This is a genomic window from Synechococcus sp. FACHB-909 (genome assembly GCF_014698945.1).
Classification (GTDB): Bacteria; Cyanobacteriota; Cyanobacteriia; order PCC-6307; family Cyanobiaceae; genus Cyanobium.
In genome coordinates, this window is sequence record NZ_JACJTY010000001.1 from 364,424 (window position 1) to 391,302 (window position 26,879).

21 protein-coding genes, 1 tRNA gene and 1 pseudogene are annotated in these 26,879 nt (G+C 70.6%); 10 read left to right on the plus strand and 13 right to left on the minus strand.

Going from position 1 to position 26,879, the window contains the following annotated elements:
- The first annotated feature begins 12 nt into the window (after positions 1-12).
- Together aroB and H6G99_RS01790 are read left to right on the plus strand one after the other, a co-directional pair.
- Positions 13-1,152: a 3-dehydroquinate synthase gene (gene aroB / locus H6G99_RS01785; protein ID WP_190609517.1), complete on the plus strand. Its 1,140-nt coding sequence runs from the start codon at positions 13-15 to the stop codon at positions 1,150-1,152.
- Between the two features lie 138 nt (positions 1,153-1,290).
- A complete protein-coding gene (locus tag H6G99_RS01790) occupies positions 1,291-2,385 on the plus strand; it encodes a DUF4912 domain-containing protein (protein WP_190609519.1) in 1,095 nt (364 codons plus the stop codon).
- 6 nt (positions 2,386-2,391) lie between these two features.
- On the opposite strand, the gene H6G99_RS01795 is transcribed toward H6G99_RS01790, so the two are convergent.
- Both H6G99_RS01795 and H6G99_RS01800 read right to left on the minus strand, forming a co-directional pair.
- Positions 2,392-2,577, minus strand: a complete 186-nt coding sequence (locus H6G99_RS01795; RefSeq protein ID WP_190609894.1) for a DUF8642 family protein — start codon at positions 2,575-2,577, stop codon at positions 2,392-2,394.
- 176 nt (positions 2,578-2,753) lie between these two features.
- Positions 2,754-3,932, minus strand: coding sequence for a class I SAM-dependent methyltransferase (locus H6G99_RS01800; RefSeq protein ID WP_190609521.1), 1,179 nt, complete (start codon positions 3,930-3,932; stop codon positions 2,754-2,756).
- Positions 3,933-4,077: 145 nt separating this feature from the next.
- Between H6G99_RS01800 and H6G99_RS01805 the strand changes: the two genes are divergently transcribed.
- A complete protein-coding gene (locus H6G99_RS01805; RefSeq protein WP_190609859.1) occupies positions 4,078-4,893 on the plus strand; it encodes a TPM domain-containing protein in 816 nt (271 codons plus the stop codon).
- Positions 4,894-4,897: 4 nt separating this feature from the next.
- Here the strand turns inward: H6G99_RS01805 and H6G99_RS01810 are convergent, their stop codons facing one another.
- The 3 genes from H6G99_RS01810 to H6G99_RS01820 all read right to left on the minus strand — a co-directional run bounded on the left by H6G99_RS01810 (position 4,898) and on the right by H6G99_RS01820 (position 7,923).
- The gene (locus tag H6G99_RS01810) at positions 4,898-5,653 is read right to left on the minus strand and encodes a glycoside hydrolase family 24 protein (protein ID WP_190609523.1); all 756 of its coding nucleotides are present in this window, start codon (positions 5,651-5,653) and stop codon (positions 4,898-4,900) included.
- A 300-nt stretch (positions 5,654-5,953) separates the two neighbouring features.
- Complete coding sequence (locus H6G99_RS01815; RefSeq protein ID WP_190609525.1) at positions 5,954-7,054, minus strand: hypothetical protein; 1,101 nt, start codon at positions 7,052-7,054, stop codon at positions 5,954-5,956.
- Positions 7,048-7,923: a TIGR04168 family protein gene (locus H6G99_RS01820; protein WP_094584657.1), complete on the minus strand. Its 876-nt coding sequence runs from the start codon at positions 7,921-7,923 to the stop codon at positions 7,048-7,050. The genes H6G99_RS01815 and H6G99_RS01820 overlap by 7 nt, the downstream gene beginning before the upstream one ends.
- Before the next feature lie 68 nt (positions 7,924-7,991).
- On the opposite strand from H6G99_RS01820, the gene nadA reads away from it, so the two are divergent.
- Positions 7,992-8,957: a quinolinate synthase NadA gene (gene nadA, locus H6G99_RS01825; protein ID WP_190609860.1), complete on the plus strand. Its 966-nt coding sequence runs from the start codon at positions 7,992-7,994 to the stop codon at positions 8,955-8,957.
- 34 nt (positions 8,958-8,991) lie between these two features.
- Here the strand turns inward: nadA and H6G99_RS01830 are convergent, their stop codons facing one another.
- Entirely contained in the window at positions 8,992-10,077 is a 1,086-nt protein-coding gene (locus tag H6G99_RS01830) for a class I fructose-bisphosphate aldolase (RefSeq protein WP_190609527.1), read from the minus strand.
- A 109-nt stretch (positions 10,078-10,186) separates the two neighbouring features.
- Here H6G99_RS01830 and H6G99_RS01835 point away from each other — a divergent pair, with 109 nt between their 5' ends.
- The 3 genes from H6G99_RS01835 to H6G99_RS01845 all read left to right on the plus strand — a co-directional run bounded on the left by H6G99_RS01835 (position 10,187) and on the right by H6G99_RS01845 (position 16,631).
- Complete coding sequence (locus H6G99_RS01835) at positions 10,187-11,227, plus strand: ligase-associated DNA damage response exonuclease (RefSeq protein ID WP_190609862.1); 1,041 nt, start codon at positions 10,187-10,189, stop codon at positions 11,225-11,227.
- Positions 11,228-11,398: 171 nt separating this feature from the next.
- The gene (locus tag H6G99_RS01840; RefSeq protein ID WP_190609529.1) at positions 11,399-14,938 is read left to right on the plus strand and encodes a bifunctional diguanylate cyclase/phosphodiesterase; all 3,540 of its coding nucleotides are present in this window, start codon (positions 11,399-11,401) and stop codon (positions 14,936-14,938) included.
- A 16-nt stretch (positions 14,939-14,954) separates the two neighbouring features.
- The gene (locus H6G99_RS01845; protein ID WP_190609531.1) at positions 14,955-16,631 is read left to right on the plus strand and encodes an ATP-dependent DNA ligase; all 1,677 of its coding nucleotides are present in this window, start codon (positions 14,955-14,957) and stop codon (positions 16,629-16,631) included.
- Here H6G99_RS01845 and H6G99_RS01850 read toward each other — a convergent pair.
- The 4 genes from H6G99_RS01850 to H6G99_RS01865 form a co-directional block, all read right to left on the minus strand.
- On the minus strand, positions 16,607-17,215 hold the full coding sequence (locus H6G99_RS01850) for a DUF4178 domain-containing protein (protein WP_190609532.1): 609 nt from the start codon (positions 17,213-17,215) through the stop codon (positions 16,607-16,609). The two genes, H6G99_RS01845 and H6G99_RS01850, sit on opposite strands and share 25 nt — an antisense overlap.
- A gap of 93 nt (positions 17,216-17,308) precedes the next feature.
- Positions 17,309-18,856 carry a polyamine aminopropyltransferase gene (locus H6G99_RS01855; protein ID WP_190609533.1) on the minus strand — a complete coding sequence of 516 codons (1,548 nt, stop codon included), beginning with the start codon at positions 18,854-18,856 and terminating at the stop codon, positions 17,309-17,311.
- Entirely contained in the window at positions 18,853-19,086 is a 234-nt protein-coding gene (locus tag H6G99_RS01860; RefSeq protein WP_094584667.1) for a hypothetical protein, read from the minus strand. The genes H6G99_RS01855 and H6G99_RS01860 overlap by 4 nt, the downstream gene beginning before the upstream one ends.
- A gap of 1 nt (position 19,087) precedes the next feature.
- Positions 19,088-20,122 (minus strand): hypothetical protein, encoded by a 1,035-nt coding sequence (locus tag H6G99_RS01865; protein ID WP_094584669.1) that lies wholly within the window; start codon positions 20,120-20,122, stop codon positions 19,088-19,090.
- Between the two features lie 54 nt (positions 20,123-20,176).
- Between H6G99_RS01865 and H6G99_RS01870 the strand changes: the two genes are divergently transcribed.
- Complete coding sequence (locus tag H6G99_RS01870; protein ID WP_094584670.1) at positions 20,177-20,386, plus strand: DUF350 domain-containing protein; 210 nt, start codon at positions 20,177-20,179, stop codon at positions 20,384-20,386.
- Between the two features lie 22 nt (positions 20,387-20,408).
- Positions 20,409-22,919 carry a ligase-associated DNA damage response DEXH box helicase gene (locus H6G99_RS01875; RefSeq protein ID WP_190609535.1) on the plus strand — a complete coding sequence of 837 codons (2,511 nt, stop codon included), beginning with the start codon at positions 20,409-20,411 and terminating at the stop codon, positions 22,917-22,919.
- A gap of 33 nt (positions 22,920-22,952) precedes the next feature.
- On the opposite strand, the gene H6G99_RS01880 is transcribed toward H6G99_RS01875, so the two are convergent.
- The 3 genes from H6G99_RS01880 to cax form a co-directional block, all read right to left on the minus strand.
- Positions 22,953-23,037, minus strand: a tRNA-Ser gene (locus H6G99_RS01880).
- Positions 23,038-23,098: 61 nt separating this feature from the next.
- On the minus strand, positions 23,099-24,280 hold the full coding sequence (locus H6G99_RS01885; protein ID WP_190609537.1) for a pentapeptide repeat-containing protein: 1,182 nt from the start codon (positions 24,278-24,280) through the stop codon (positions 23,099-23,101).
- Entirely contained in the window at positions 24,277-25,389 is a 1,113-nt protein-coding gene (cax, locus tag H6G99_RS01890) for a calcium/proton exchanger (RefSeq protein ID WP_094584673.1), read from the minus strand. The genes H6G99_RS01885 and cax overlap by 4 nt, the downstream gene beginning before the upstream one ends.
- Positions 25,390-25,613: 224 nt before the next feature.
- Between cax and H6G99_RS01895 the strand changes: the two are divergent.
- Positions 25,614-26,857, plus strand: a pseudogene (locus H6G99_RS01895) (SpoIIE family protein phosphatase).
- The last annotated feature ends 22 nt before the right edge of the window (positions 26,858-26,879 follow it).

The window sequence follows — 26,879 nt, forward strand, 5'->3', positions numbered from 1 at the left end:
GCCCCTTCCTCCGTGCCGCAGGAGTACCGCACCATCACGGTGTCCCTCGCTGCCGATCCCTACCCGATCCTGATCGGTGAGGGCCTGCTCGGGGGCCTCGGTTCGTTCCTGCTCGAACAGGGAATCCAGAGCGGCACCCGGGTGCTGATGGTGACCAACCCCGACGTGGAGGGGTTTCATGGCGCCCTGGCGCGGCAGAGCCTGGAGGCCAGCGGCTTTGTGGTTCAGACGCTTGTGATCGAGGCCGGGGAGGAACAGAAAAACCCCGCCACGGTGGCGGCCATCCACGACGCCGCCTTCGCCCACCGCCTGGAGAGGAGCTCCCTGATCGTCGCCCTCGGTGGCGGTGTGGTGGGGGACATGGCGGGCTACGCCGCCGCCACCTGGCTGCGGGGCATCGCCGTGGTGCAGGTGCCCACCACCCTGCTGGCGATGGTGGATGCGGCCATCGGCGGCAAGACCGGGGTGAACCATCCCGGTGGCAAGAACCTGATCGGCGCCTTCCACCAGCCCAAGCTGGTGCTGATCGACCCCCTGGTGCTGGCGACCCTGCCGGAACGGGAGTTCCGGGCCGGGATGGCGGAGGTGATCAAGTACGCCGTCATCGGCGACGGGATCCTCTTCCGGGATCTGGAGACGGCCGCCGAACGGGACCCCCGCGGAGGCCTGGCCAGCCGGGAAGCCCTCGGCCCCGTGCTCCTGCAGCGGCTGCTGGAGCGCTCGGCAGCCGCCAAGGCCCGCGTGGTGGCGGCCGACGAACGGGAAGGGGGATTGCGGGCGATCCTCAATTACGGACACACCCTGGGCCACGCCGTGGAGAACCTCAGCGGCTACGGCACCTGGCTGCACGGCGAAGCCGTGGGGCTGGGCATGCTGGCGGCCGGCGACATCGCCGTGGCCATGGGTCTCTGGAGCCAGGCGGATCAGGACCGCCAGCGACGCCTGATCGCCGCCGCCGGCCTGCCCATGGACTGGCCGGCCCTCGATCCGGAGGCGGTGCTGGCCTCCCTGCAGGCGGACAAGAAGGTGCGCCAGGGGAAAGTGCGTTTCGTGCTGCCCACCGGTGTGGGCTCGGTCACGATCCGCGACGACGTCGAACCCGCCACCATCAGGGCCGCCCTGGCGGTCGCCAGTTCGATCGGCGCCCCCTGACATGGCGGCCCGATCCGGGGGGTTCCTGCCGGCCATGCCCCGCAGGGAAGGGGTTCAATCGTGGTCTTTCGCTGACAGGGAAGGCGCGATCCCCCCGGATCGGAGACCATCACCGGAAGGTTTTATTCACCACGGCCCATGAGCAGTCGTCCCAGCCGGTTCAACAACTTCCTGAGCCAGCCCCTGCGACGACTCGGTGCCCTGGCCCGAACCATCGGGCTCGGCGGCCAGGAGGAGACCGCTGAGCCCGACCCATCCGCCGCTCCCGTGGAGGAGCCTCCGGCGGCGGCGGCTACGGCCCAGGCGCCCTCCACCCCTGACCCCGCGTCCCAGGAGAGCGGCGGTGGAGCCAGCTGGGTGGCCTTCGTGCCCCGTGATCCCCAGTGGTCCCAGGTGCGCTGGTTCATCGAGCCGGCCGACCGCCAGCGGGCCCAGGCGGAAGGGGCCACCCAGCTGTGCCTGCGCGTCGCCGACGTCACGGGCCTCGATGGGGGATCCACCCATCCCCACACCCTGCAGGAGGTGGTCGTCGACAGCCAGGCCAGCGAGTGGTATCTGCCGGTTCCCCTCTCCGGACGCGATTACAGGGTGGAGCTGGGCTTCCGCAAGGGGGGCAGTGGCGGCTGGATCTCCATGGCCTTCTCCGCCACCGCCCATGTGCCGGAACTGGACGGACCGGCCCTGACGACGCCCGATCCCTTCGTGGCCTTCTCCATGCCGCCCGCCGCCGAGCCGGCTCCTGGAGCCATGCCGGCGCGGGAGATCGTCAACGATCTGCACGAGCGGCTCTACCAGAGCGCCACCAGCCCCTGGCGTCGCCTGGGCCGTGGCTCGGAGGCCTTCCACGAGATGGATTCCGCCGCTGGTCTCGCCGCAGGCGGTGCCTTGTCCCCCTCCGGCGCCGGCCCCTGGGCCTCCGGCCGCAGCGGTTCCGGCATCGGTGGGGTGGCCCCCCGCCAGCGCTCCTTCTGGCTGGTGGCCGACGCCGAGCTGATCGTCTACGGCGCCACCGACCCCTCGGCGAGCCTCAGCATCGGCGGTGAGGCCGTTCCCCTTTCCGCCGATGGCACCTTCCGCCTGCAGGTGCCCTTCCGTGACGGCCAGCAGCTCTACCCGATCGAGGCCCTGGCGGCCGATGGCGAGCAGAAGCGCAGCATCACCATGGAGTTCCGCCGCACCACCCCCCACGCCAACGTCAATCCGCGCGAAGAGGCCCAGTCGGAGTGGTTCTGATGAGCCTCAGTGGCTCTCCCGCAACTCCTCGGTGCAGATGGTGATGCACTCACCGTCGTCGAGGGAGCAGGTGGTGATGCAGGCGAAGTAACGCTCGACGGGATCGTCGTTCGAGGCGCCATTGACAGCGAGCTGATCCGCCGACCGAACGGCAGCCCGATCAGCCACGCGATCACCCAGAACCCTGTCCATGGCCGCTCCTCTGGAAGTCTTTTCAACCTAACCTCATCGCCTGAGGGCGCCTGAAGGATTGAGCAGGAATGCTCAATCCTTTGTGAGGGGATGTAACGGCGGCGGTTGAGGTGTTGAAGGCTTGAGTTGTAACGCTGCATTGAGATGTAACGCTGAGTTGCGTTGGAACCCTGGGTTCACACCGTGGGTGGCAGCAGGAACAGGGGCTCCGTCATCGGGGTCGGCGGCTCACCGTCGCGGCGCAGGGCGATCCAGCGGAATTCACCGAGTCCGGCGGGATCCACCAGCCGCAGCAGGGTCTCCCTGCGCTGCAGCAGCTCCGCCAGCGGCGTGCCGCTTTCCTGCTGGAGGCCATGCAGACGCTGGGCGAGCCCGAGGGCCAGCAGGGCCTCGCCCTGACGGCAGACGCCCAGGGTCTGCCAGCCTCCGGCCCGGGAGGCCACCTCCAGGCTCTCCAGGCAGAGGTGGGCGGTCAGGTCCCAGTGGCCCGGCTCCTGCAGCGGGTCGTCGCTGGCCCGCTGGCGCCGGTAGGCCATCAGGGTGCCGTTGCTGCGCTGGGGCGCGTAGTAGCGGCGGGCCTCGTGGGCGTAGTCGATCACCAGCAGCCAGCCCTGGGTGAGCGTTTCACCGCAGGCGGCCAGCCAGGGGGCGAGTCCGGGATGGAGCTCGCTGCACCAGCCTTCCGGGCGGCGTTCATCCAGGGGCAGCAGTCCGAGGTCGGCCAGGGGCTCGAGCAGGGCCCCTGAGAGGGGCTCGCCGGCCTCCAGGCGCAGGCCGACGCCCTCCAGGACGACCCGCTGGCGGCACCAGCGCTCACCCCGGCGCTCGATCCGCTCCACGGCCAGGGCGTCGAGCACCTCGTGGGCCAGCACCACTCCGCGCACCGGGGCGTCCGCCAGGGTGCGGAAGTCGGCCCAGCGCACGGGCAGGGGGCAGGCGGCGAGCCGCCGGCGCTGCCGCTCGGCCATGCCGGCATTCGGCTCGACGAGCACCAGCTCGGTGCGCCTGGCCAGGGAGGGCCAGCCGGCATGAAGCGCTTCGGCCAGCTGCAGGGCCAGCTGCCCCTCCCCCGGTCCGGTCTCCACCAGGGCCAGGGGTTTGTCAGCGGGCAGCTGGGCCAGCCACTGGGCCACCTGGGGGGCCAGCAGGCGGGCGAACTCCTCCCCCAGCGAAGGGGCCGTGGCGAAATCGCCTCCCGGACCGATCTGGAGCCTGCCACTGCCGTAGGCGCCATGGTCCGGGTCGTGCAGGACCCAGTCCATGTAGTCGAGGAACGGCACCGAGCCGCCCGCCGCCCGCAGGCGCTGGGCCAGCCAGTCAGGAGCCGCCGGGGAGCCGGGGTGGGACGTGGTCACGCGGCGTGGGGGGACTCGGTGAGAATGCTGACCGATGGACGACGGAACGATGCGAATGGCGGCAGATGGGGCAGCGGGATCGGTGGCGGTGACGGCGGAGACGGTTCAGGCACCACAACGGCGCAGGCCCGCGCGAAGCGGCCCCCTGGGGCGGCGGCTCAGGGCCGCCCTGGCCACGGTCTGCCTCGTGCTCGCCACCTGGCTGCTGCCGGGCGGCGGCGGCCCCGCCCTGGCGGCGGACAACCCCCAGCTGCTGCCCGATCACCCCACCCCGGTGATCGACCTGGCCAAGGCCCTCACCGATGGCGAGCGGGGGGCCCTGGAGAGCGAACTCGAGGATTTCGAAGCCACCAGCGGCTGGAAGCTGCGGGTGCTGACCCAGTACGAGCGCACGCCCGGCCTGGCCGTCAAGGGTTTCTGGGACCTTGACGAGCGCAGCCTGCTGCTGGTGGCCGATCCCCGGGGCGGCAACCTGCTGAACTTCAACGTGGGCGAAGCCCTGTTCGCCCTGATGCCCCGCACCTTCTGGGTGGAACTCCAGACCCGCTATGGCAATCAGTTCTATGTGCGGGACCACGGCGAGGACGGCTCGATCCTCTCCGCCATCCACGCCGTGAAGGGGTGCCTGGCGATGGGCGGCTGCCAGGTGGTGCCAGGCCTGCCCCAGGAGCAGTGGATCCTGACCCTGTGCACCTCGATCCTGGGCGGGCTGATCGTGGGGTTCGCCGCCTTCCCCCGCCAGGAGGGTCGACGGGTGGAGTGGACCTGGGTGCTGCTGCTCTCGCCCCTGTGGGTGATCCTGTTCGTCGCCCTGGGCATGGGACCGATCATCACGCGCACCCACGACGTGCTGCCGCTGCTGCGCAACGTGCTGGGCTTCCTCGGAGCGGCGGTGCTGGCCTACCTGATCGCCCAGAAGACCCTCGGAGGGGTGCGGCTGGAGGGCAAGGGGGAAGGCTGAGCGCTCAGGGAGCGGAAGTGGCGGGGGTGCTGACGCGCTCCAGCTGACAGGACAGGCTCTCGTCGCTGCAGGCCGGGGGCACCTGACGGATGGCCACGTCCTCCCAGACGGCGGCGGCTTCCCGGCGGAGCTGGGCCAGGTTCTGCTCGTAGAAGCGGCGCAGGTCGTTCAGGCGCTTCACGGGCTGCCCGTAGAAGCTGCGGCCGGCCATGGTGGGGAAGGAGGCCCACTCGGGAGCGAGACGGGCGACCAGGTCGGCGCTCAGCTCGCCGCGGTCGGCCAGGTGCAGGGCACCGCGGCGCTGCACCAAAAACAGGGCGGCCTGGTCCTGGGACTCCGGTCCGAAATCGCGCACGCCGAGGGCCCGGGTGACCATGTCCCAGGTCGGGGGCATGAACTGGTAGGCGCCGGCGGCGGCACTGGCGTAGCGGGCCGTGCGCATGACGCGGTTGGGATGGCGCTCGAGGGAGTCGAACAGGCTGCCGCCGAAGAGGATCCGGTAGCCGATTTCATGGCCGTTGGCCCAGGTGCCTTCGGCGTAGCGGATCGTGTTGAGCAGGGCGCGCCGCTCGGGGGTGATGGCGAAGACCCGGGGGGCGGCCGGCAGCGGCGTCAGCATCGCGACCCGCGTGGGGCCGGCGGAGGCGGCGCTGCTGGCCCCCCAGCCCTGGGAGCCCTCGGCGGCCCTGACTGGCCCGGCCAGGCTCAGACCCAGTCCGGCGAGGGCGAGAAGCAGGGGGGTGCGCTGAAGGTTCGGCAAGAGGAGAGGTCGTGAAGGACAAGTGGGGGAAGACCCGTTGCAGTAACAACAGAGTCAATCCGGCTTGATGCGCTTGGTGTGACCAGGTCTTCTGGAGAACGACAACAGGAAGAACCAGTGATCCCGTGGCAGAGAAATTGAATTCATGCCGCCGAGACTTGGCGGTAATTTGCCGATGAATCAGCAGAATCGATTCCTTATTTGTGACGGTCGAACAACTGTCTACTTGTATCAAGAATGACGTTTTGCATTCCGGTTACAGCCAGGGACTGATATCTCCCGGATTCGATGAACAGATGATCAAATCCTGAAGGCCTGCCCCATAGGCAGTGCTGATCGTCCCTCCAGCCAGGTCACGAGCGTCCGTGCGGCGGTGGACGCCCCGTCGTCCGCCAGGGGGCCGCGCCGGGGGGGAATCAGGGGCTGGTCCAGCTCCCAGTCGCCGCGGCGGAAGGACTCCTGGCTCAGCAGCCGGTGCCAGCCGTGGTTGCGCAGGTCCTCCTCCAGCACCGGCGCCTCGGCGAAGCCGCTCCGGTGCACCAGATGGATGCCCACCCCCTGGCTGAAGGCCTCGCAGAAACTGCTGTAGCCGGGCTTGGTGATCAGCCGTCCGGCCAGGGGCATCAGGTCGAGGGGGCGCACCCCCGGCGGCAGGCAACGGCCATTGGGCACCGTGGCCAGCAGCGGCTCCGGCCCGATGAACACATGCTCGGGCCAGCGGGCCAGCAGCGCCGGGTCGATCGCCATGCCGAGCCCCCCGAAGCTGACCAGTACCACCCGCTCCCGGTCCGCCGGCAGGTCCAGCTCCCGGGCCAGCCGTTCGCCATCGAGCCGGGGCCGGGAGCAGGTCAGGCCCAGCCGCACCTCCGGTACCCCCCAGTCCATCGGCAGGGACAGGGGGCAATGGAGCAGCAGATCCCCCTGGCCGTAGAGCTGCCGGTGGCGATCGGCCCAGGGACGGAAGGCCGGGCCCATGGGGGCATGGATCACGTCCCAGCCGAAGCTGGCCAGCCACACGAGCGGCACTTGCAGTCGACGGGCCAGCAGGGCCGCCGCCGGAGGCACATCCCCCAGCACCAGGACCGGCTGACGCTGGTCCTCCAGCCAGCGGGCCTCGCGCTCCACCAGCGCCGGCAGCTCCTCCTCCAGCCGCGCGAGGGCGGCCAGGGTGGCGCCGGCATCGGCGCCGAGGGCATCGGCCTGGATCACCCCCACGTCCCAGCGGCAGGGGCGCAGCTCGAAGGGCACACGTCCGAAGGACAGCTCCAGGAACCCCTGGGGCAGTCCGGTGGAGACCACCAGCCGCCAGTCGGGCCTCAGGGCGGCCAGTTCAGAGAGCACCGAGACCGTGCGGGATCCGTGGCCGAAGCCATGGCTGCTGACGCAGGCGTGGATCAGCAAGGACTCAGCACCCCCGCCGCCGGCAGGGACGCCGTCCAGAGGGTCTGCTCGTAGTGGAGGGCGCCGTTGATGCCGTACCAGCGGTGGCTGATGTGGCGCAGATCGCCGTCTGAGAAGACGACCCAGCTGAAGTGACGCAGGGCCCGTCCCTGCTGATCCACGCCGTGGCGGGGAACAGAGGCGGTGTTGAGGAAGGCGGTGCCCTGGGCGTCGCGGCGGAAGCTGAGCCGTTCCCCCTGGTGATGGCAGAGGGCGTGATGCATGTGGCCGAACACCACCAGGGGCAGGCGGCGGCGGCGGCGGATCTGGTCCACCGCCAGGGCCAGATCCTGATCCCCCCAGTCGCAGGCGGGTGCCTTCCAGTCCCGGCCGCAGAGGTCGTCCACCTGGGTGCCCAGGCCGCTGGGGCCGGAATGGGCCAGCAGGATCAGCGGCAGCTGGGGATCGGCGGCCAGGGCCGCCCGGCTGATGCGCTCGGCGGACTCCTGCAGGCCCACCGGTCCGTAGACCGATCGCACCGCCTTCGAGAGGTGGAAGCCGCCGCCGGCGGTGCCGGGACGGGCGCCCACCACCGCCAGTCCGGGAGGACGCAGCTCCCTCAGACCCCAGCCACAGTGCCGCTCGCCGAGCAGCTCCAGCTGGCGGCGCAGGGTGCGGCCGCTGCCGTCCTTGCCGGCATCGTGGTTGCCGAGCACACAGGCGATCGGCAGCTCCAGGGTGGCGAGCAGTTCGGGGATGCGGCACTTGCCGTCGCTGAGGTCGCCCACCAGCAGGAGGGCATCCGGACGGATCCGATCCAGCACGTCGTGGTCACTGCGATCCCACTGGTCGTGCAGATCCCCCGCAATGGCGATGTTCAGCTCAGCCAATACCGACCGCTTCCTAGAGTGGGATCATCGTGCATGAGAAGGGGCATCGGTTGGTCTTCACGCAGACGCTGACCCACACGCCCCAACCCAGCCCTGAGGCCTGCCCGCCCCGTGCTGAGCTGGCCGCAGCGATCGACACGCTCAAGAACGAGCGCAACGCCATCATCCTGGCCCACTACTACCAGGACGACGCCATCCAGGACTGCGCCGATTTCATCGGCGATTCCCTCGAGCTCTCCCGCCGCGCCGCCAGCACCGACGCCGAAGTGATCGTCTTCTGCGGCGTCCACTTCATGGCAGAGACCGCCAAGATCCTCAATCCCGGCCGCACGGTGCTGCTGCCCGACCTGGAAGCCGGGTGCAGCCTCGCCGACGCCTGTCCGGCCGACGCCTTCGCCGACTTCCGCCGGCACCACCCCGACCACGTCGTGGTGAGCTACATCAACTGCTCCGCGGCGGTGAAGGCCCAGAGCGACCTGATCTGCACGAGCAGCAACGCGGTCCACCTGGTGCAGCAGCTGCCGGCCGATCGCCCGATCCTGTTCGCCCCCGACCAGAACCTGGGGCGCTGGGTGGCCCGCCAGAGCGGCCGGGAGCTCACCCTCTGGCCCGGCAGCTGCATCGTCCACGAGACCTTCAGCGAGCAGGCCCTGCTGCGCCTGCGCCAGGAACACCCCGAGGCCGAGGTGATCGCCCATCCGGAGTGTCAGCAGCACCTGCTCGATCTGGCCGACTTCATCGGCTCCACCAGCAAGCTGCTGCAGCGCACCCAGACCAGCCCGGCCCCCTCCTTCATCGTGCTCACCGAGCCAGGCATCCTCCATCAGATGCGCCGACGGGCACCGGAGAAGACCTTCCATGAGGTGCCCGGGGCCGATGGCTGCAGCTGCAACGCCTGCCCCTACATGCGGCTGAACACCCTCGAGAAGCTGTGGCAGTGCCTCGACAGCATGGGGCCGGCCATCGAGCTCGACGAGCAGATCCGCCAGAGGGCCCTGGTGCCGATCGAACGCATGCTGGCGATGAGCGCCTGAGGGGCCGGCCCGGACCCCTGGACTCGGCAGCGGCTCAGTAGCTGTAGTTGGCCACGAACAGCGAGCCGGCATCGCCCGATGGTTCGGAGCCGGCCACATAGGCCCCGCGGGCCGCGGCGCCGTTGGCCCGGGCGCGGGCCAGCAGGGCCGCCTGGCCCGCCGCCGTGTCGTTCCCCTTCCATTCACTGAGGCAGGAATGCTGCAGGGCCCGGCCGTAGGAGAACCCCAGGTGCCAGGGGGCGCCCGGGTCGGCGGCATGGATGGCCGAGAGCAGGACGCTGGCCTCCTCCTCCCCCAGTCCCCCCGAGAGGAACAGGATCGCCGGCACGGCCGGGGGCACGCTGCGGCGCAGGGTGCGGACGGTGTAGGCCGCCACCTGGGCGGCGCCGGGACGGTCGGAGCCTTCGGCGCCGGGCAGGGTCATCGAGGGTTTGAGCAGGGTGCCCTCCAGGAACACGCCATTGCGGCCAAGGGCCTCGTAGACGCTGCGCAGCACCCATTCCTGCACCGCCGCGGTGGTGAGGATGTCGTGGTCGCCGTCCATCAGGATCTCCGGCTCCACGATCGGCACCAGGCCCTCCTCCTGGGCCGTGCGGGCGTAGCGGGCCAGCCCCCAGGAGTTCTCGCGCACGCACAGCTCCGAGGGGCAGCCGTCGGCGCTGATGCGCAGCACGGCCCGCCATTTGGCGAAGCGGGCACCGCGGGCGTAGGCCCGGGCCGCCCGCTCCTGCAGCCCCCGCAGGCCCGTGCACCAGGTCTCACCGGCCAGGCCGCCGGCCAGGGGCTCGACCCCGAGATCCAGCTTGATCCCGACCACCAGTCCCTGCTCCTTGAAGAGATCGACGATCGATCCGGCCGGCCGGCCCGGGATCGGGGACGCCTCCTGGTAGAGGGTTTCCTCGTAGAGGATCACGCCGCTGATCGTCTCGCCGAGTCCGGGGGTGGTGGCCAGCAGGGTCCGGTAGGCGCGGCGGTTCTCCTCGCTGTTCTCGACGCCGATCGCCGCGAAGCGCTTGCCGATCGTGCCGGTGGATTCGTCCGCCGCCAGCAGGCCGGTGCCCGGCCGGGCCAGGGCGGCCGCGGTGGCCTCCAGCTCCTCGCGATGGGTGTCGAGTGACATCGGGCCAGGGGCGACGGCTGTCCCCATGGCTAGTGGTGAGCCCGCACGCCGTCAATGGGCCCGGGGCCGCCAGGATGCCGCCATCCCCCTGCAGCGGCACCAGCGCGCCATGGCCCTGCCGCCCGACGGCCTGCTCCAGCTCACCCCCCAGGGGCTCTACTGCCCGGCGGCGGCGGCCTGGATCGACCCCTGGCGACCGGTGAGCCGGGCCCTGATCACCCACGGCCATGCCGACCACGCCAGGCCCGGCAGCGCCGCCTACTGGGCGGCGACCCCTGGTGAGGGCGTGCTGCGCCAGCGGTTGGGGGCCGGCATCGAACTGACGGGGGTGGCCTATGGCCAGGAGCGCCGCATCGGCGAGGCCCTGGTGACGTTCCATCCGGCCGGCCATGTGCTGGGCTCGGCCCAGATCCGGATCACCGCCGGCGGCGAGACCTGGCTGGTCAGCGGCGACTACAAGCGCGATGCCGACCCCAGCTGCGCCCCCTTCGAGCCGGTGAGCGCCGACGTGCTGATCACCGAGGCCACCTTCGGCCTGCCGATCTACCGCTGGCGGCCCGGCCACCAGGTGGCCGCCGAGATCCTGGCCTGGTGGCGCGGGGCACCCCAGCGGCCCTCCGTGCTGTTCGCCTACGCCTTCGGCAAGGCCCAGCGGCTGCTGGCGGAACTGGCGGCGCTGGGGGTGGAGGAGGAGGTGCTGCTGCACGGGGCGGTGCAGGCGCTGATGGAGCCCTACCGGAGCCAGGGCGTGGTGCTGCCGCCGACGCGGCCGCTGAGCGAGCTCCCCCGCAGCGCCTCACTGGCGGGGCGCCTGGTGCTGGCGCCTCCCTCGGCCCACCGCTCGCCCTGGATGCGGCGGTTCACGCCCCCCCAGACCGCCTTCGTCAGCGGCTGGATGGCGGTGCGGGGGGCGCGGCGGCGGCGCGGCTTCGAGCGGGGCTTCGCCCTCAGCGACCACGCCGACTGGGACGGGCTGCTGGCCACAGTCCGCGACTGCGGTGCCCGGCAGATCTACGTCACCCACGGCAACAGCGACGGACTGGCCCGCTACCTGCGCGAGGAGCTGGGACTGGCGGCCGAGCCCCTGGGGCGGGCCTTCGAGGGGCAGCGCAACGAGGAGGGGGAGGTGGCCGCAGCCTTGCCAGGCTGAAGCTTTACCGGCCTGAAGCATTACCGGCCTGAAGCCTTGAAGAGATCAAGGACCACTGAATGTTCGCGATGGAACCGCAGTATGGGCGGCGAGGGAATCAATAACTGTTGAAGGTCCGGGGTGACGGGGGCAGCTCGCCCCTAGCGTTCTTCACGAAGGGACGGTGGCGTCATGGGTGAACGTGGGGGATCGGCAGACCACATCGCGACCCTCCACGATCGCCTGGCCGATTTCTGCCTGATCGCCGACCTCACCGACACCGACCTGCTGGCTTCCGATGCGCTGAGCGGCCATTTTCTTGCCTGCAATCATTCAGCCCACTCCCATCTCGGATACAGCATCCCGGAACTGCTGGCCCTGTCTCCGGAAGCGATCCAGGCCGATCCCGATCACGACGCTGCCTGGGTGGCCGAGCGTCGCCGCGAGCTGATCGCCGCCGGCGGCGGGACCATGCACACCCGTCATCGCTGCAGCGATGACTCCATCCGCGATGTCATCGTCCGCAGCCGTGTCCTGGAGATCGACGGGCAGCAACTGATCGTGAGCTGCGTCAGCGACGAAACCCAGCAGCGCCATCGGGAAATCCAACTCGCCGACACCCTCTCCCTGCTGGAGGAGGGATCCTCGATCAGCGGCATCGGTGTCTGGGATCTGCGCTTCAGTGACGGCCGCATGCGCTGGTCGGAGCAGACCCGGCGCCTCTGCAAAGGCCAGCGCAGCGGTGAGCACACCTCGCTCCGGGACTACGGCGCCCTGGTGCATCCCGACGACCGGCTCCGCTGGCACATGGATGTGCGGCGGGCCGTCACCCGGGGCGATGTGTTCCGCAGCTGCCATCGGCTCTGCTTCGGGGACGGCACGGAGGTGATGGTGGAGGCTGTGGGTCACCTCAGTTACGACCACAGCGGAGCGCCGGCGCGCATGGTGGGGACCCTGAGGGATGTCACCGGCGAGCAGGCCCTGATGCAGGCTGTGGCGGGCGAGCGCTCCTGCGACCCCCTCACCGGACTTCCCAACAAGCTCGCCACCCTGGAGGAGCTGAACCGACGCCTGAGCGGTCGCCGCTACAACGCGTCGATGGCGGTCCTGAGCCTGGATGTGGATGGTTTCGGGGACATCAACGACCACTTCGGATCCGATGTCGGCGATCGGGTGCTCCGCGCCATGGCCGGCCGGCTGCGGGATCTGATCGGCCCGGGCGACTGGCTGGCGCGGCTGGGCAGCGACCAGTTTCTGATCCTCATGGAGGAGGGAGTCCGCTCCATCGGTGATGCCATGGGCGCCGCCCGTCGTCTGCAGCAGGCGTGGGGCCAGCAGCAGCCGTTACTGAAGGACCTGCCCCTCGACCCGACCTTTTCCGTGGGCATCGCCACCTATCCCGAGCACGCCCAAGAGAGCCGGACGCTGATCCAGTGCGCCAACACGGCACTGATGAAGGCGAAGGCCCAGGGAAGCCTTCAGGTGTGTGCGTACTCCAGCACGATCAGCCGCCAGATTCAGGAGCGCATGGAGCTGAGCCTGCAGCTCTCCCAGGCGCTGGATCGCGAACAGTTCCGGCTGCTGATTCAACCGCAGCGAACCCCATCCAACGCGCTCGCCGGCGGAGAGATCCTGCTGCGCTGGACCAACCATCTGAGCCTCTCGGTACCGCCCAGCCATTTCCTGCCGCTGGCCGAGGAGAGCGGTCTGATCCTGCAGCTCTCCCCCTGGGTCCTGCGTCAGACCGCCCAGCGGATCAGCGACTGGCAGGCGGCGGGCCTCCGCCCCCCGCGACTGGCCCTGAACGTCTCCCCGCGGGAGCTGGAGCTGCCGGACGGGCGCTTCATCGGCGCCATGCTGGAGACCCTGGCGGAGCACCAGCTGCGGCCGGAGCAGCTGGAACTCGAGATCACGGAAACGGCGTTGATCCGCAATCCCCTGCTGGCCCGTGAACAGCTGCGGGTGCTGGCCGATCAGGGGTTCCGGATCGCGATCGACAACTTCGGAACCGGCTATTCCTCCCTGGAACTGCTGCGGACCCTGCCGGTCCATCGGCTCAAGATCGATCGCACCTTCGTGCAGGCGCTGGCGACCTCCCCCGTCGATCAGACCATCGTGGCCACCACCATCGCCCTGGCCCATGGCCTGGGGATGGAATGCACCGCCGAGGGGGTGGAGACCGAGGAGCAGCGCCGGATGCTGCAGGATCTTGGCTGCGACTGCTTCCAGGGCTTCCTGTGCGGCCCTCCACTGGAACCGGAGGCCTTCGAGGCCCTGCTCCTGAATCCGGACGCCGCCGTGATGCCTCCCCCGGAGCGCTGGTCGAGCGCGCCGCAGGGCAGCGAAGCCCCGTCCAGCCTGCCGACGGATGGGGCCCATCTGCCCGGCACGTTCGAGCAGCTCACGTTGCTGCGAACGGCCGTGGACGCCAGCCGCGATTTCTTTCTGCTGCTGCAGTCGGTCCATCGCCATGACGGCAGCATCGAAGACTTCCGGGTTCTGGATGTCAACAGAGCCGTCTGCTCCCACCTGCAGCAGGACCGCGAGGCGATCCTGGGCCAGACCCTGCTGGCCATCAGCCCGTCGATGGGCCAGAAGGGCCTGATCGATCTGTATGGCGATGCCGCCATGCGCAACGTCCCCACCGCCGTCAGTGGCTTTGCCGCCACCGATGGGCCCATGGCCACGGGCCGTCTCCTGTTCGACATCGAGATCACCCCGGACCGCGGCATGCTCGCGGTCACCTGGCGGGATGTGACCGAGCAGGACCAGGCCGCCCGCAGCCTGGCGGATGTGGCGGCCCTGTACCGGCTGCTCGCCGACAACATCGTGGATGTGATGCTGCTGCTGAACCACCACCAGCAGGTGGTGTGGGTGTCACCGTCGCTGCAGCCGATGACGGGCTGGCAGCAGAAGCAGTGGCACGGCAAGAGGTTCCGGGATCTGTTCGCCACCGCCGAGGAGCCGCCCGGGCCGGTGGATCTCGACCAGTGGCTGGCGGAGTCGGGCCCGATCCGCCAGGGCCGTCTGCGGCTGGCCGATCCCGGCGGAGGCTGGAGCTGGGTGCAGCTGAGCGTCCGCAGGCTCGACGGCGACCAGCTGCGCAGCCTCGATACCCAGGGGGTCGACACCAGTGGCGAGGTGGATCCCGTCGGGGCCCCCCTGAGCCTGGCCCATGGCTATGTGATCACGCTCCAGCCGGTGGATGAGCAGGTCCTGGAGGAACGCCTGCTGCTGCATCGCGCCAACACCGATCCCCTCACGGGCCTCTGCAGCCGCGCCGCCATCCTCGAGCGGCTGGAGCGGCTGCTCCTGGATGAACGGGCCCACAGCGCCCAGCCCCTGGCCCTGCTCTTCTGCGACTGTGACGGCTTCAAGGGCATCAACGATCGCCATGGCCATGCCTGCGGTGATGCGGTGCTGAGAACCGTGGCCCGCAGGATCCAGGCCCGGACCCGCCGTGGTGACCATGCCGGCCGGATCGGCGGTGATGAGTTTCTGCTGCTGCTGGAGGGGATCGAGCATCTGGAGGATGCGATCGCCTTCGCCGAAGACCTCCAGACCAGCATCAGCGAGCCGATCACCTGGAGTGACGCCACCCTCAAGCCCTCGTTCTCGATCGGCATCGCCCTGCACGGGGCCGGGGAGGATGCGGATCTGTTCCTCCGGCGGGCCGACCGCAACATGTACACAGCCAAGGCCGCCGGCCGCCACCGGGTGGTCGCCCTCTGAACCTGGGGCTGGGGCCATGCAGCTGTTTGCCGAGCTGATCGAAACCCTGGAGCACAGCAGCGGCACCCGGGCCCGGGTGGCCGCTTTGACCGGCTTCTTCCGGGTGGCCGATCCGGCCGATGGCGCCTGGGCCCTGGCCCTGCTGCTGGGCAAGCGGCGCCGGCGGCTGATCACAGGCCGGCGGCTGCGGCAGATCGCTCTGGAGGGCTCCGGTCTGCCCGAATGGCTGTTCGATTCCTGCCACGCCCAGGTGGGGGATTCGGCCGAGACCATCGCCCTGCTGCTCCCCCGGCTGGCCCTGCCGCAGGCCCCGCCCCTCGAGCTCTCCCTGGCCGAATGGATGGGCAGCCGGCTGCCGGCCCTGGCCGCCCTGGAGTCCGAGACACAGGCCGAGGCGGTGCTGGCTGTGTGGGCGGGGCTGCCCGAGGGGCAGGTCTTCCTGTTCAACAAGCTGCTCACCGGCGGCTTCCGGGTGGGGGTGGCGGCCGGCCTGGTCACCCGGGCCCTGGCAGAGGTGGCAGGGCTGGAGGAGGCGGAGGTCGCCCACCGGCTGATGGGCGGTTTCGAACCCTCCCTAGAGACGATGGAGGCCCTGCTGGCGCCCCTGGAGGCCGGTGCAACCGCCCCGATCAGCCGGCCCTATCCCTTCTGCCTGGCCTCCCCTTTGGAGCCGGAGCGCCTCGCCACCACCGACCCCGGCGGCTGGCAGGTGGAGTGGAAGTGGGATGGAATCCGGGCCCAGCTGATCCGCCGCGACAGCCAGACCTTTCTCTGGAGCCGGGGCGAGGAGCTGATCAATGCCAGCTTCCCCGAACTGGAGGGGGTCGCCGCGTTGCTGGGGCAGGGCACGGTGCTGGATGGGGAGCTGACCGTCTGGCCGGCCGGGGCGAGCCAGCCCGCCGGCTTCGGCCCCCTGCAGCGGCGGCTGGGGCGGCAGAAACCCGGCGGAGCCCTGCTGCGGGAGTGTCCCGCGGCCTTCGTCGCCTACGACCTGCTGGAGCAGGGGGGCCAAGACCTGCGCCCCGAGCCCCTGGGCCGGCGCCGCGCCGCCCTGGAGGATCTGGTGCGGGGGCTGCCGGAGGCGGCCTCCACCCCCGCCGCCGGGCTCCTGCGCCTCTCCCAGGTGCTGCCGATGGGGCGCTGGGAGGAGCTGGAAACCCTGCGGCAGCAGGCCCGCTCGGTGGGCGCCGAGGGGCTGATGCTGAAAGCGCTGGATTCGGCCTACGGCGTCGGCCGGCGCCGCGGGCTGTGGTGGAAGCACAAGCTGGAGCCGATGGAGCTGGATGCGGTGCTGCTCTACGCCCAGGCCGGCAGCGGCCGCCGCGCCAACCTCCACACCGACTACACCTTCGGGCTCTGGGACGGCGAAGGCCGCCTGGTGACCTTCGCCAAGGCCTATTCGGGGCTCGACGACGGCGAGATCACCGAGCTGGACCGCTGGATCCGCCGCCACACCACCGAGCGCTTCGGTCCGGTGCGGGCCGTGGAACCGCTGCAGGTCTTCACCCTGGGCTTCGAGGGCCTGCAGCGCTCCTCCCGCCACCGCAGCGGCCTGGCCGTGCGCTTCCCCCGCATCCTGCGCTGGCGCCGCGACCGCACCGCCGAATCCGCCGATACCCTCGTCAGTGCCCTGGCCCTGCTGCAGAATCCGGCTCAGCGATCGGCTGGTCAGGGGGAGACAGCTGAGCGATAGACCGAGCGGCCATCCCCGGGCAGCAGCAGCGGCGCGGCCGGGTCAATGCGCAGGCCCAGGCTGAGCTCCGGCGGCCCGGGATCACCGCCTTCCTCCCAGCGCTCCAGGGACAGCACCCGGCCATCGGCCCCCTCGTAATCGCCGTAACGGCAGCCCGTCAGGCGCCGGTTCATCACCCGCGCGGCGGCGGTCACCGAGGCCCGGCCCGCCTCCTTGAGGTGATAGAGCTGGCCGCGGCAGCGCAGGTGCTCGGGGAAGTCGGCCGTCAGACCTTCCAGCTCGGCGGCCGGGATGTCCTCCAGCCAGCTCACCTCCAGCCAGTCGTCCTCACAGACGCTCAGCCAGCGGCCATCGGTCCCGTCCCGCAGCAGGTACTCCAGCCACTGGAAACCGTCGTCGTCGTAGAGCAGCCGGTCTTCCACCACCCAGTCACGGCCGTCGTGCTGGACGATGTCGCCGGTGGTGAGGTTGAACAGGGTGCGGGCCTGCAGCTTCGGGGCACGGCGCCGCAGGCGGGCCCGCCGCCCCAGCACCAGGGCGACGGCGGCGAGCAGCAGCAGGAGCAGGAGAAGCCAGACGGCCATCGGAGCGCTCGGGGGCCGGACCATCGAGACCGGCGGGCCCAGCTTATGGACGCCGGCGCCGGGCGCCGGTGGCGGTCCGGGTGGCGGTGACGATCAGTTCTCCCGCCAGCGGCCCTGGCGCTGGTAGTCGGCCAGCACCGGCCGGTGCAGCCGGTTCGGCAGCACCCGCTCCCCCGGCGGCAGGGCCAGGTCCCGGCTGAGGGGAAACAGGCGATCCAGCTGGCCCTGGTCGATCCAGCGGCCCTGAAAGGGGAGCACGGCCGGAGCCGGCCGCGGCGGGCCGCGGTGGGCCATCACGAAACCCCAGGGCCCGAAGCTGGGCACATCCACGCCGTAGGGGCGGGTGGTCAGCCGCAGCTCGGCCAGGGTGGCCTGGATCGAGGCCAGCACCCTGGGGCTGAAGAACGGCGTCGAGGCCTGGGTGACCAGCAGGCCGTCGGGGGCGAGCCGCCGCAGCAGGCGGCCGTAGAAGGTGACGCTGTAGAGACGCGCCAGGGCCGGCGTGGCCGGGTCGGGGAAATCGGCGATGATCACGTCGTAGGTGCCCCGCAGCTGCCGCACCCGCTCGAAGGCGTCGCCGATCACCAGCCGCGCCCGAGCGTCCTCGAGGCTGGCGCCGTTGAGGCGCCGCAGGAACGGCTGCTCCCGGGCCAGGCGCACCATGGCCGGGTCGAGCTCCAGCACATCCACCTGCCGCACCGCGGGCCAACGCAGCACCTCCCGCAGGGCCAGGCCATCGCCCGCCCCCAGGAGCAGCACCCGGACCGGCCGGCCGTGCCAGGCCATCGCCGGATGCACCAGGGCCTCGTGGTAGCGGTACTCGTCGAGGCTGGAGAACTGCAGCTGGCCGTCGAGGAACAGGCGCAGGTCGTCGCGGCGGCGGGTGAGCACGATGCGCTGGTGGCGGCTCTGGATGCGGCCCACCACCGGATCCTCGTAAAGCCCGTCCTCGATCCGGTCGCCGAGGGGAACCAGCCCCAGGCCGGCCAGGGCGACCACGGGAACGGCGACGGCGATCGAGCGGCGCCAGAGCCGCCCCACCGGGAACACGGCGACGATCACCACGCAGCTGACCAGCGGCATCAGGGCCAGCAGGCCGGCGGTGGGCAGCAGCCCCAGCCAGGGGAGCAGCACCAGGGGAAACAGCAGGGCCCCCACCAGGGCACCCAGGTAATCCAGGGCCAGCACCCTGGCCAGGGCGACACGCAGCTGCTGGCCGCACTCCAGCAGCCGGGTCAGCAGCGGCACCTCCATGCCACCGAGCGCCCCCACCAGCACGGTGAACACCACCAGGCCCAGCCACACCGGCCCCCCCAGCCGGAACAGGGCGAACAGGCCGAGGGGCGCCAGCAGGCACAGAGGCGCCAGGGCCAGTTCGACGCCAAGGAACCACTGCAGCAGGGCCAGGCCGGGGTCGGGCCCGGTGGCCAGGAACTGGCTCACCCAGGCACCCAGACCCATGGCGGCCAGGAAGGTGCCCACCACGACGCCGGTGGCCAGGGCGTGATCGCCGAGCAGATAGCTGGCCTGGGTGATCAGCATCAGCTCCAGCACCAAGCTGACGCTGGAGGAGAGGGCCGCCGCCGCCAGCAGCACCCGCACCTGAACGGGGCTGAGGGCCGGCAGGCTCCGGGCCGTCACTTGGCCGCGCCGGGTCCGCGCCCCTGGAAGCCCGACCAGTCCTGCCGGCGGGGTGTCGCCGTCACCCAGCGGCCGGAGCGGTAGCTGCCGCCGTAGCGGACGCCGCTGGAGGCGGCGGGGGTGCCCTCCTGGCCGAGGCGCCAGAGGCCGGGGCGGGTGATGGCCGCCAGGGTGCCGGCGGTGACCACCGTCACGGCCAGCACCATCACCACCGCGCGCTCATCGACCATCTCAGCGGCCCTCCGTCACGGCGTCCGGGGACAACACCGGCACCGGGCGCGGCGTCATGAGCCCGTCCTCCACGGCGAGTCGCAGCCATTCGATCTCCCAAATGTCACCGTCGGCGCGGAAGGTCTCGGGCAGCTGCACGCGGAAGCGGTGGCTGCCCGTCTCCGGCAGTCGCAGATGGATCACCTGGTGGGCCGAGAGCCAGTGGTCCCCATCGCTGGAGCGGTGGGCCACGGTCACCGTCTGCCGGTGCCGGAGGCAGGGGCGCCCCAAGGCGTCGCACACCCGCAGCTCCAGAGAAGCGGTGGCCGGGGGCTGGCCCAGGGGGGGATTGTCATGGGGCAGTTCCCAGCGGGCCACCACCCCCACCCGCACCAAGCCGGGTCCACCGGCCTCACAGCGGATCGCGGCGACGCCCTCATCGCTGCGGCGGACCCAGCGGCCCCGGGCGATGCCGTAGCAGGCCATCAGCAGCACCAGCGCCGTCGCCTGCGTCACTACGGCGGTGAACAGGAGCAGGGGGGCGTCGACGCTGTGATTGCGGATGCTGCCGCGGACCACGACCGGATTCGGCAGGGGGCGGCCCGCTTCATCGAGCAGATCGTGCAGCTGCACCGCCAGCTGGAAGCGTCCGGTGCGGCCCGGACGCATGGCCAGCGCCAGGCCCGCGTCGCCCTCCTCCCAGGTGCCGCTCTCCCCCTCCTCCGCCCAGGTGCCGCTGGCCCGCCAGCCGTCCTTGGTGAGGCTGAGCACGGTGCGGCCGCCGGCATCGAGGAGGGCCACATCCAGCTCGACGCTGCTGTTGGGGGGGATCTCGGCGGTCAACGTCAGCCGGGGGCTGCCCAGCCAGCCGTCCCGCAGCTCGAAGGGGGCACTGAGCACCCGCTGCCCCTCCGGCACCACCATCACCAGCCGCCGGGGCCACTCCAGCGCCGAGACCGCCAGCACCAGCAAAGGCAGCAGCGGCAGCAGCAGGCTGGCCAGCGGCCAGAGCAGCAGCGCCGGATCCCGCCGTCCGCCCGGGGAAGAAAGCCCCATCAGCGGGCGGCCTCCGGGCTGTCCCTACGGTGGGGCCGGCTTCGCGACGCGGGGATGGTCAAACCACTGCTCCAGATGCTGCTGATGGTCGGCTGGACCTTTCTGGGCATCATCCTCATCTATGTCGGGCTCCTGCTCTTCGATCGGCTCTCTCCGATCGATTACCGGGCCGAGATCCGCCGGGGCAACATCGCCGCCGGGGTGGTGCTGGGGGCCGTGATCCTGGCCATCGCCGCCGTGGTGGTGGCGGTGCTCTCCACCTGAGCCGTCCCCGCCCCGCCAACCCTTGACCCCTTCCCCCGCGGCGGCGCTGCGGCCGATCGAGGCCTGGTTCACCAGCCGCGGCTGGCGGCCGATGCCCTTCCAGCGCCAGTGCTGGCGGGCCTACCTGGAGGGAGCCAGCGGCCTGATCCAGGTGCCCACCGGCTCCGGCAAGACCTACGCCGCCGTGATGGGACCGATCGCGGCGATGCTGGCCGAGAACGGGGGATCCGGGCCGGAGGGCGGTCTGCGTCTGCTGGTGCTGACGCCCCTGCGGGCCCTGAGCCGGGATCTGCTGCTGGCGATCCGGGAACCGATCGAGGCCATGGGCTGGCCGTTGCGGGTGGGACTGCGCAACGGCGACACCAGCAGCCATGAGCGGGGCAAGCAGCTCAAGGCCCCGCCCCAGATCCTGATCACCACCCCCGAATCCCTCTCCCTGCTGCTGGCCGGCCCCCGGGCCGAGGCCCTGTTCGCCGACCTGGAGGCGGTGGTGATCGACGAGTGGCACGAGCTGATGGGCAGCAAGCGCGGCTCCCAGACCGAGCTCTGCCTCAGCTGGCTGCGGGGCCGGCGGCCGGCCCTGCGCACCTGGGCGATCAGCGCCACCATCGGCAACCTGGAGGAGGCGGCCCGGGCTGCGGTGGGGGTGGGCGGCGAGCCGCGGATCATCACCGCCCGGATCCGGCGGGACACCCAGATCCGCAGCCTGCTGCCCGACACGATCGACGGCTTCCCCTGGGCCGGCCACCTGGGGCTGCGCATGTACGAGGAGCTGGTGGCCGCCCTGGACCCGGCCATCTCCACCCTGCTGTTCACCAACACCCGCAACCAGGCCGAACGCTGGCACCAGTGCCTGCGCTTCGCCTGCCCGGAGATGGACGGCGCCCTGGCCCTGCACCACAGCGCCATCGACCGGGCCCAGCGCGAGGCCATCGAAGCGGGGGTGAAGGCCGCGGAGATCCGCTGGGTGGTCTGCACCAGCTCCCTGGATCTGGGGGTCGACTTCCAGCCGGTGGAGCGGGTGGTGCAGATCGGCAGCGCCAAGAACCTGGCCCGGCTGCTGCAGCGGGCGGGCCGCTCGGCCCACCAGCCCGGTGGCACGGCCCAGGTGCTGTTCATGCCCACCAACGCCCTGGAGCTGCTCGAGGTGTCGGCGATGCGCAGGGGGCTGGGGGAGGGGCTGGTGGAGCACCGCCGCCCGCCGCAGGAGCCCCTTGATGTGCTGATCCAGCACCTGGTGAGCCTCGCCTGCGGACCGGGCTTCGAGCCCGAGGCCACCCTCGCGGCTGTGCGGCGCACCTGGAGCTACCGCCACCTGGAGCGCAGCCGCTGGGACTGGTGTCTGCGCTTCCTGGAGGAGGGGGGCGACTGCCTGGGGGCCTACCCGCGCTACCGGAAACTGGAGCGGGACCCGGCCGGGGCGGCGGCGGACGGCACCTGGCACTACGTGGTGCGGGAATCGGCTGTCGCCCGCCTGCACCGCCTCAACATCGGCACCATCAGCGCCGACCGCGCCGTGACCGTGCGCTTCGTGCGCGGCGCCGTGCTGGGCCATGTGGAGGAAGCCTTCATCGGCCGGCTCAAGCCGGGGGACGTCTTCTTCTTCGCCGGGCGCCAGCTGGAGTTCGTGCGGCTGCGGGAGATGACGGCGATGGTGAAGGCCACCACGCGCCGCAGCGCCACGGTGCCCGCCTGGGGCGGCGGCCAGATGGCCCTCTCCGACCTGCTCAGCGCCCATCTGCGCCGGGAGGTCGACCGCTGCGCCCGCGCCTTGGAGGGCGAGGCTGGTTTCAGCCTCGACACCGCCGAGCTGCGGGCCCTGGAGCCGCTGCTGGAGCGTCAGGTGCAGCTCTCCGCCCTGCCCCGGACGCACCAGTTCCTGGTGGAGCTGTGCCACACCCGGGAGGGCAGCCATCTCTACGCCTATCCCTTCGAGGGCCGTTTCGTGCACGAGGGCCTGGGATTCCTGTGGTCGTGGCGGCTGGCCCGGCACCGGAGCGGCACCTTCACGGTGTCGGTGAATGACTACGGCTTCGAGCTGCTCGCCCCCCGCGGCTACCCCTTCGAGGAGCTGCTCGGGGAGCACGCCGAGAGCCTCCTGGATCCCGCCGGGCTGCTGGAGGACCTGGAGCAAGCCGTGAACCTCTCGGAGCTGTGCCGCCGCCGCTTCCGCTCCATCGCCCAGGTGAGCGGCCTGGTGCTCAACGGCTACCCCGGCCAGGCCCGCTCCAGCGGCCAGCTGCAGATCAGCGCCGCCCTGCTCTTCGATGTCTTCCAGCGCCATGAGCCCGGCAATCTGCTGCTGGACCAGGCCCGCGGCGAGGTGCTGGAGGAGCAGCTCGATCTCGGTCGGTTGATCGGCACCCTGCAGCGGCTGCAGGGGAGCGAGTGGCTGGAGCGGCACCCGCCCCGCCCCGGGCCCATGGCCTTCCCGCTGCTGGCGGAGCGGCTCAACAACCGGATGAGCAACGAATCGCTGCTGGAGCGCCTGGAGCGGCTGCGCCAGCAGGCCTGTCGGGCCGAGGGGCTCTGAACAGCCGGATGCGGGCCAGGGCGGGGGGAAAGACGGAGGGGGTGGGATTCGAACCCACGGAATCTTGCGATTCGCCGGTTTTCAAGACCGGAGCCATCAACCACTCGACCACCCCTCCAGGCTGGACGGCCTGCCGACCATGTCGGAAGCCCCGCCATGCTCCCATGGAGGGGCGGGGCCTAGAGCCGGCTGGGCAGCCCCTTGCAGCCACCGGGGATGGTCTGCCGGGAGCGCACACCGCTCCAGGCCGCCAGGTAGGTCCGGCTGGACGGATCCAGCTGGCGCACCCCCGAGAGGTTGACGTTCTCCACCAGGGCACCGGTGCCGGCACCGCCGACGTGGTCCGGTGGCTGCTGGGCCTGGGGCGGGGTGGCCTCCAGGGGGTCGCCGTAGAAGAAGCGGGTGCCCTGCAGACAGGCCCCCTGCAGGTTGGCGCCCGCCAGATTCACGCCCGAGAGGTTCGCCTCGGCCAGATCAGCGCCGGAGAGGTCGGCGCCCGAGAGGTCGGCCCCGTTGAAATCGATGGCCCGCAGGTCGGTGCCGGCGAGGTCGGCCCCCCGCAGCATGCTCTGCAGGCGGATCACCGGGACGCCCCGCGGCCGGTCCTCCTCGTAGCTGCCCTCACCGTCAAGGATGGCGCGCCCCAGCCGCTGGTCGCGGCGCAGGGGCGTCAGCAGCCGGGCGTGGGAGAGAAACCGCAGGATGCGGGCCTTGCCGTCGCCATCGATGCTGCTCAGCACGGCGGCCAGGCGACCCTCCGCCAGCATCCGCTCCAGGGGCCAGTCCTCCAGCAGCCCCTCCTCGTCGCTGATGAGCTCGGAGATGCCGTGGATGAAGCTGTCGATGGTCTGGGCCTGGGTGATGCGGTTCTGCTGGGTGGTGAGCCGCTGATCCACCATCACCTGGCGCCAGGCGATCATCAGGGCCACCAGGGCCACGAGGATCTGGCCGATGGCCCCGATCACCCCTTCCCCGAAGGCGCCGATCGCCTCCCAGTCACCGTTGCGGTAGATCGCCAGCAGCGGGTCGAGCCAGCCCAGGGCCAGGGGGATCGCCAGCAGGGCGAGAACCAGGGACACCAGCGCCAGCAGGCGGACGGTGGGGGGTTCCTCCAGCTGGCGGGCCAGGAGCTGCCAGAGGGGCGGCAGCAACTGGCGCAGGGCCAGGGCGACAACCAGCAGGGCCGCCGGCAGCGCCAGCCAGGCCAGACCCAGGATGAGGGCCGCCTGGAGCACCAGGAGCGTGAGCAGCAGCTGCAGGCCGGCTCCATGGCGCAGACGGGTCCAGGCACCACCCGAGCGCAGGGCAGGGGGCGGGGCGGTGGCGGCGGTGAGCGGACGGTCGTCCGGCTTCGTGCTCATGGGACGGGGCTGCCCTGGAAGAAGAACCCGGCCGCCAGGATGGCGTAGGCCGCCAGCAGCAGCACCCCCTCCAGCCAGTCCGAGCGTCCGTCGAGGCTGACCAGGTTGCTCACCAGCACCGCGGTCGCCACGGCCACCACCTCATAGACGTTGAAGCTGAGGTCGAGGGGGTGACCGAGCAGGGGAGCGACCAGCAGCAGCACCGGCACCACCAGCAGCCCCACCAGCAGGGTGGAGCCCAGGGCCACCGACACCGCCAGATCCATCTTGTCCTTGCGGGCCATGGACACCGCGGTGAGATATTCCGCCGCGCCGCCCAGCAGGGGAAGCAGCACCACGCCGGTGAACAGGGCCGAGAGGCCAAGGGACTCGGTGACGGTCTCCACCACCCCGACGAACAGCTCGGAGGCGTAGGCCAGGCCGACGGTCGCCGCCAGCAGCACGGCGACCCAGGGGAGCAGGGGCGGCTTGGTGCCGCCGCCCTCGCCGTGGGCCTCCTCTCCCTCCACGCCCAGGTCAGCCTCGGCCACGGCGTAGAGGGTGCGGTGGGTTTTCAGGGAAAACAGCAGGGTGAGGGCGTAGACCGCCAGCAGCACCCAGGCCACGAAAAGGGAGAAGGATTCAGCGGCGCCCGCATCGAGGCCACCGGCGCCGTCACCCACCATGCCCCGCAGGCTCGGGATCAGGATCGCCAGGACGGCCAGGGTCATGGCCGAGCCGTTCACCCTGGCCACCACCGGCTGGAAACGCTGCTCGCTGCGGCCGATCCCACCGACCAGCATCGACAGGCCGAGGGCCAGCAGCAGATTGGCCATGACCGTGCCCGTGATGCTCGCCTTGACGATGTCCACCAGGCCCGCCCGCAGGGCCGCCAGGGCGATGATCAGTTCGGTGGCATTGCCGAACAGGGCATTGAGCAGGGCCCCGAGCGAAGGCCCGAGGGTGAGGGAGAGCTCCTCGGTGGCGGTGCTGAGCAGGATCGCCAGCGGAATGATCGAGAGGATCGAGGTGACGAAGACGATCCCATCCCCCCAGTGGAGCCGGTCCGCCACCGCAGCCACCGGCAGCATCGCCAGCAGGCCGGTGGCGATGCGCAGGCGAGGGGGCATGAAGGGAGAAAGACGGTGACCCATTGTGACCGACTGTTGATGCCCGGGGCCATGGCCGGACGTGGTGAAATCGCCATGGCAGCGGGGTGGGCCGGGCCCCACGCGGGGCGGGGTCGTGATGAAGGCGGCGCGACAGGGATGTTCGGCTCAGAATGGCCGCAGCAGCATGCTCCGGATTGCCCGACACCCTGCAGGCCAGCTTGGGTCCGAAGAACCCTCAGCCCATGAACGTCCCTGTCCAGCGGCCCGATGGCGGCAGGCCGAGGCAGCGCTTCGGGCTGCGCTTCGGGCCCCGGAAATCACGAGGAGGACAGCATCCGGCACGACAACCGGTGGCATCGATTCAGCAGGTCTTCACGCTGATCGCGATTGTCAATGGGCTTGTTCTCCTGTACCTGGTGATCGCCGCCATCCAGGTGCTGAAGGTTCCTGGTGGCCGGTCAGCAGAGATCTACGTCTCCCTGATTCTGACCCTGCTGCTGGTCATCCTGGCGATCATCTCGTATCAGATCATCGCCAGGCGCATCATCCTGCCCATCGCCCGACTGGTCAGGGAAGCCAGTGCGATCGAGAGCGACGACATGAGCAGTCTGCTGACGATCCGGAGCAACGACGAGATCTCCCGGCTGGCGCAGGCCTTCAACGTGGTGCTCACCAAGATGCGGCAGGCCCTGATCGCCGGTGAGGCCAGCAACCGGCAACTGCTGGAGGCGAACCGCCAGATCGAGTCCTCCATCAACTATGCGGGCCTGCTGCAGCGCTCGATCCTGCCGGACCGCCAGCTGCAGGAAACCTTCGGCAACGACTATTTCATCCTCTGGCTGCCGCGCGACACGGTTGGTGGCGACTACTACATCTTCCACTCGGAAGGCGGGCACTGCCTGGCCGGTGTGGCCGACTGCGCCGGCCACGGCGTTTCCGGGGCAATGATGACGATGCTTGCCAGGGCAGGCATCGATCGTTCGATCATGGAGGTGGGCATCACCTCACCGGCGGCCATCCTGAGCTGCACCGACACCGCGATGCGCACCCTGCTGCATGGCGCCAGGATGAGCAAGTCCATCGCCACCAGCATGGACATCGGGCTGGTTCGCCTTGACTTCGAAGCCAGGACACTTAGATTCTCTGGTGCAAAGATCAGTCTCTATTGGAGTGATGGGCAAACCATGCACATGCTCAGGGGAGACCATCGGGCCATCTGCGACCAACGGGTCGGCTCCTACACGGACCACGACATTCCGTTGCAGCCGACTGCACCTACTACCTCACCACCGACGGCCTGCTGGACCAGTCAGGCGGTGACAACGGCTTTTCCCTCGGCACCCAGCAATTCAAGGAATGGCTGATCGGACTGGCCCGCCAGCCGCTGGAGCAGCAGCGTCAGGCCCTGGCCGATGCCCTTGAACAGTTCCGCGGCAGTCATCCCCAGCGGGATGACATCACGATCCTTTCCTTCCGTTTCTCCTAGAGGACCGACTGATGTCCTATGC

Coding starts and splice junctions, on each gene's coding strand:
- H6G99_RS01850 (WP_190609532.1), bottom strand. CDS start 17,215: ATGGCCGTCTGGCTTCTCCTGCTCCTGCTGCTGCTCGCCGCCGTCGCC.
- H6G99_RS01860 (WP_094584667.1), bottom strand. CDS start 19,086: ATGGTCGATGAGCGCGCGGTGGTGATGGTGCTGGCCGTGACGGTGGTC.
- H6G99_RS01885 (WP_190609537.1), bottom strand. CDS start 24,280: ATGAGCACGAAGCCGGACGACCGTCCGCTCACCGCCGCCACCGCCCCG.
- H6G99_RS01795 (WP_190609894.1), bottom strand. CDS start 2,577: ATGGACAGGGTTCTGGGTGATCGCGTGGCTGATCGGGCTGCCGTTCGG.
- H6G99_RS01790 (WP_190609519.1), top strand. CDS start 1,291: ATGAGCAGTCGTCCCAGCCGGTTCAACAACTTCCTGAGCCAGCCCCTG.
- H6G99_RS01865 (WP_094584669.1), bottom strand. CDS start 20,122: ATGGGGCTTTCTTCCCCGGGCGGACGGCGGGATCCGGCGCTGCTGCTC.
- H6G99_RS01840 (WP_190609529.1), top strand. CDS start 11,399: ATGGGTGAACGTGGGGGATCGGCAGACCACATCGCGACCCTCCACGAT.
- H6G99_RS01845 (WP_190609531.1), top strand. CDS start 14,955: ATGCAGCTGTTTGCCGAGCTGATCGAAACCCTGGAGCACAGCAGCGGC.
- H6G99_RS01835 (WP_190609862.1), top strand. CDS start 10,187: ATGGCCCTGCCGCCCGACGGCCTGCTCCAGCTCACCCCCCAGGGGCTC.
- cax (WP_094584673.1), bottom strand. CDS start 25,389: ATGCCCCCTCGCCTGCGCATCGCCACCGGCCTGCTGGCGATGCTGCCG.
- H6G99_RS01830 (WP_190609527.1), bottom strand. CDS start 10,077: ATGTCACTCGACACCCATCGCGAGGAGCTGGAGGCCACCGCGGCCGCC.
- H6G99_RS01870 (WP_094584670.1), top strand. CDS start 20,177: ATGGTCAAACCACTGCTCCAGATGCTGCTGATGGTCGGCTGGACCTTT.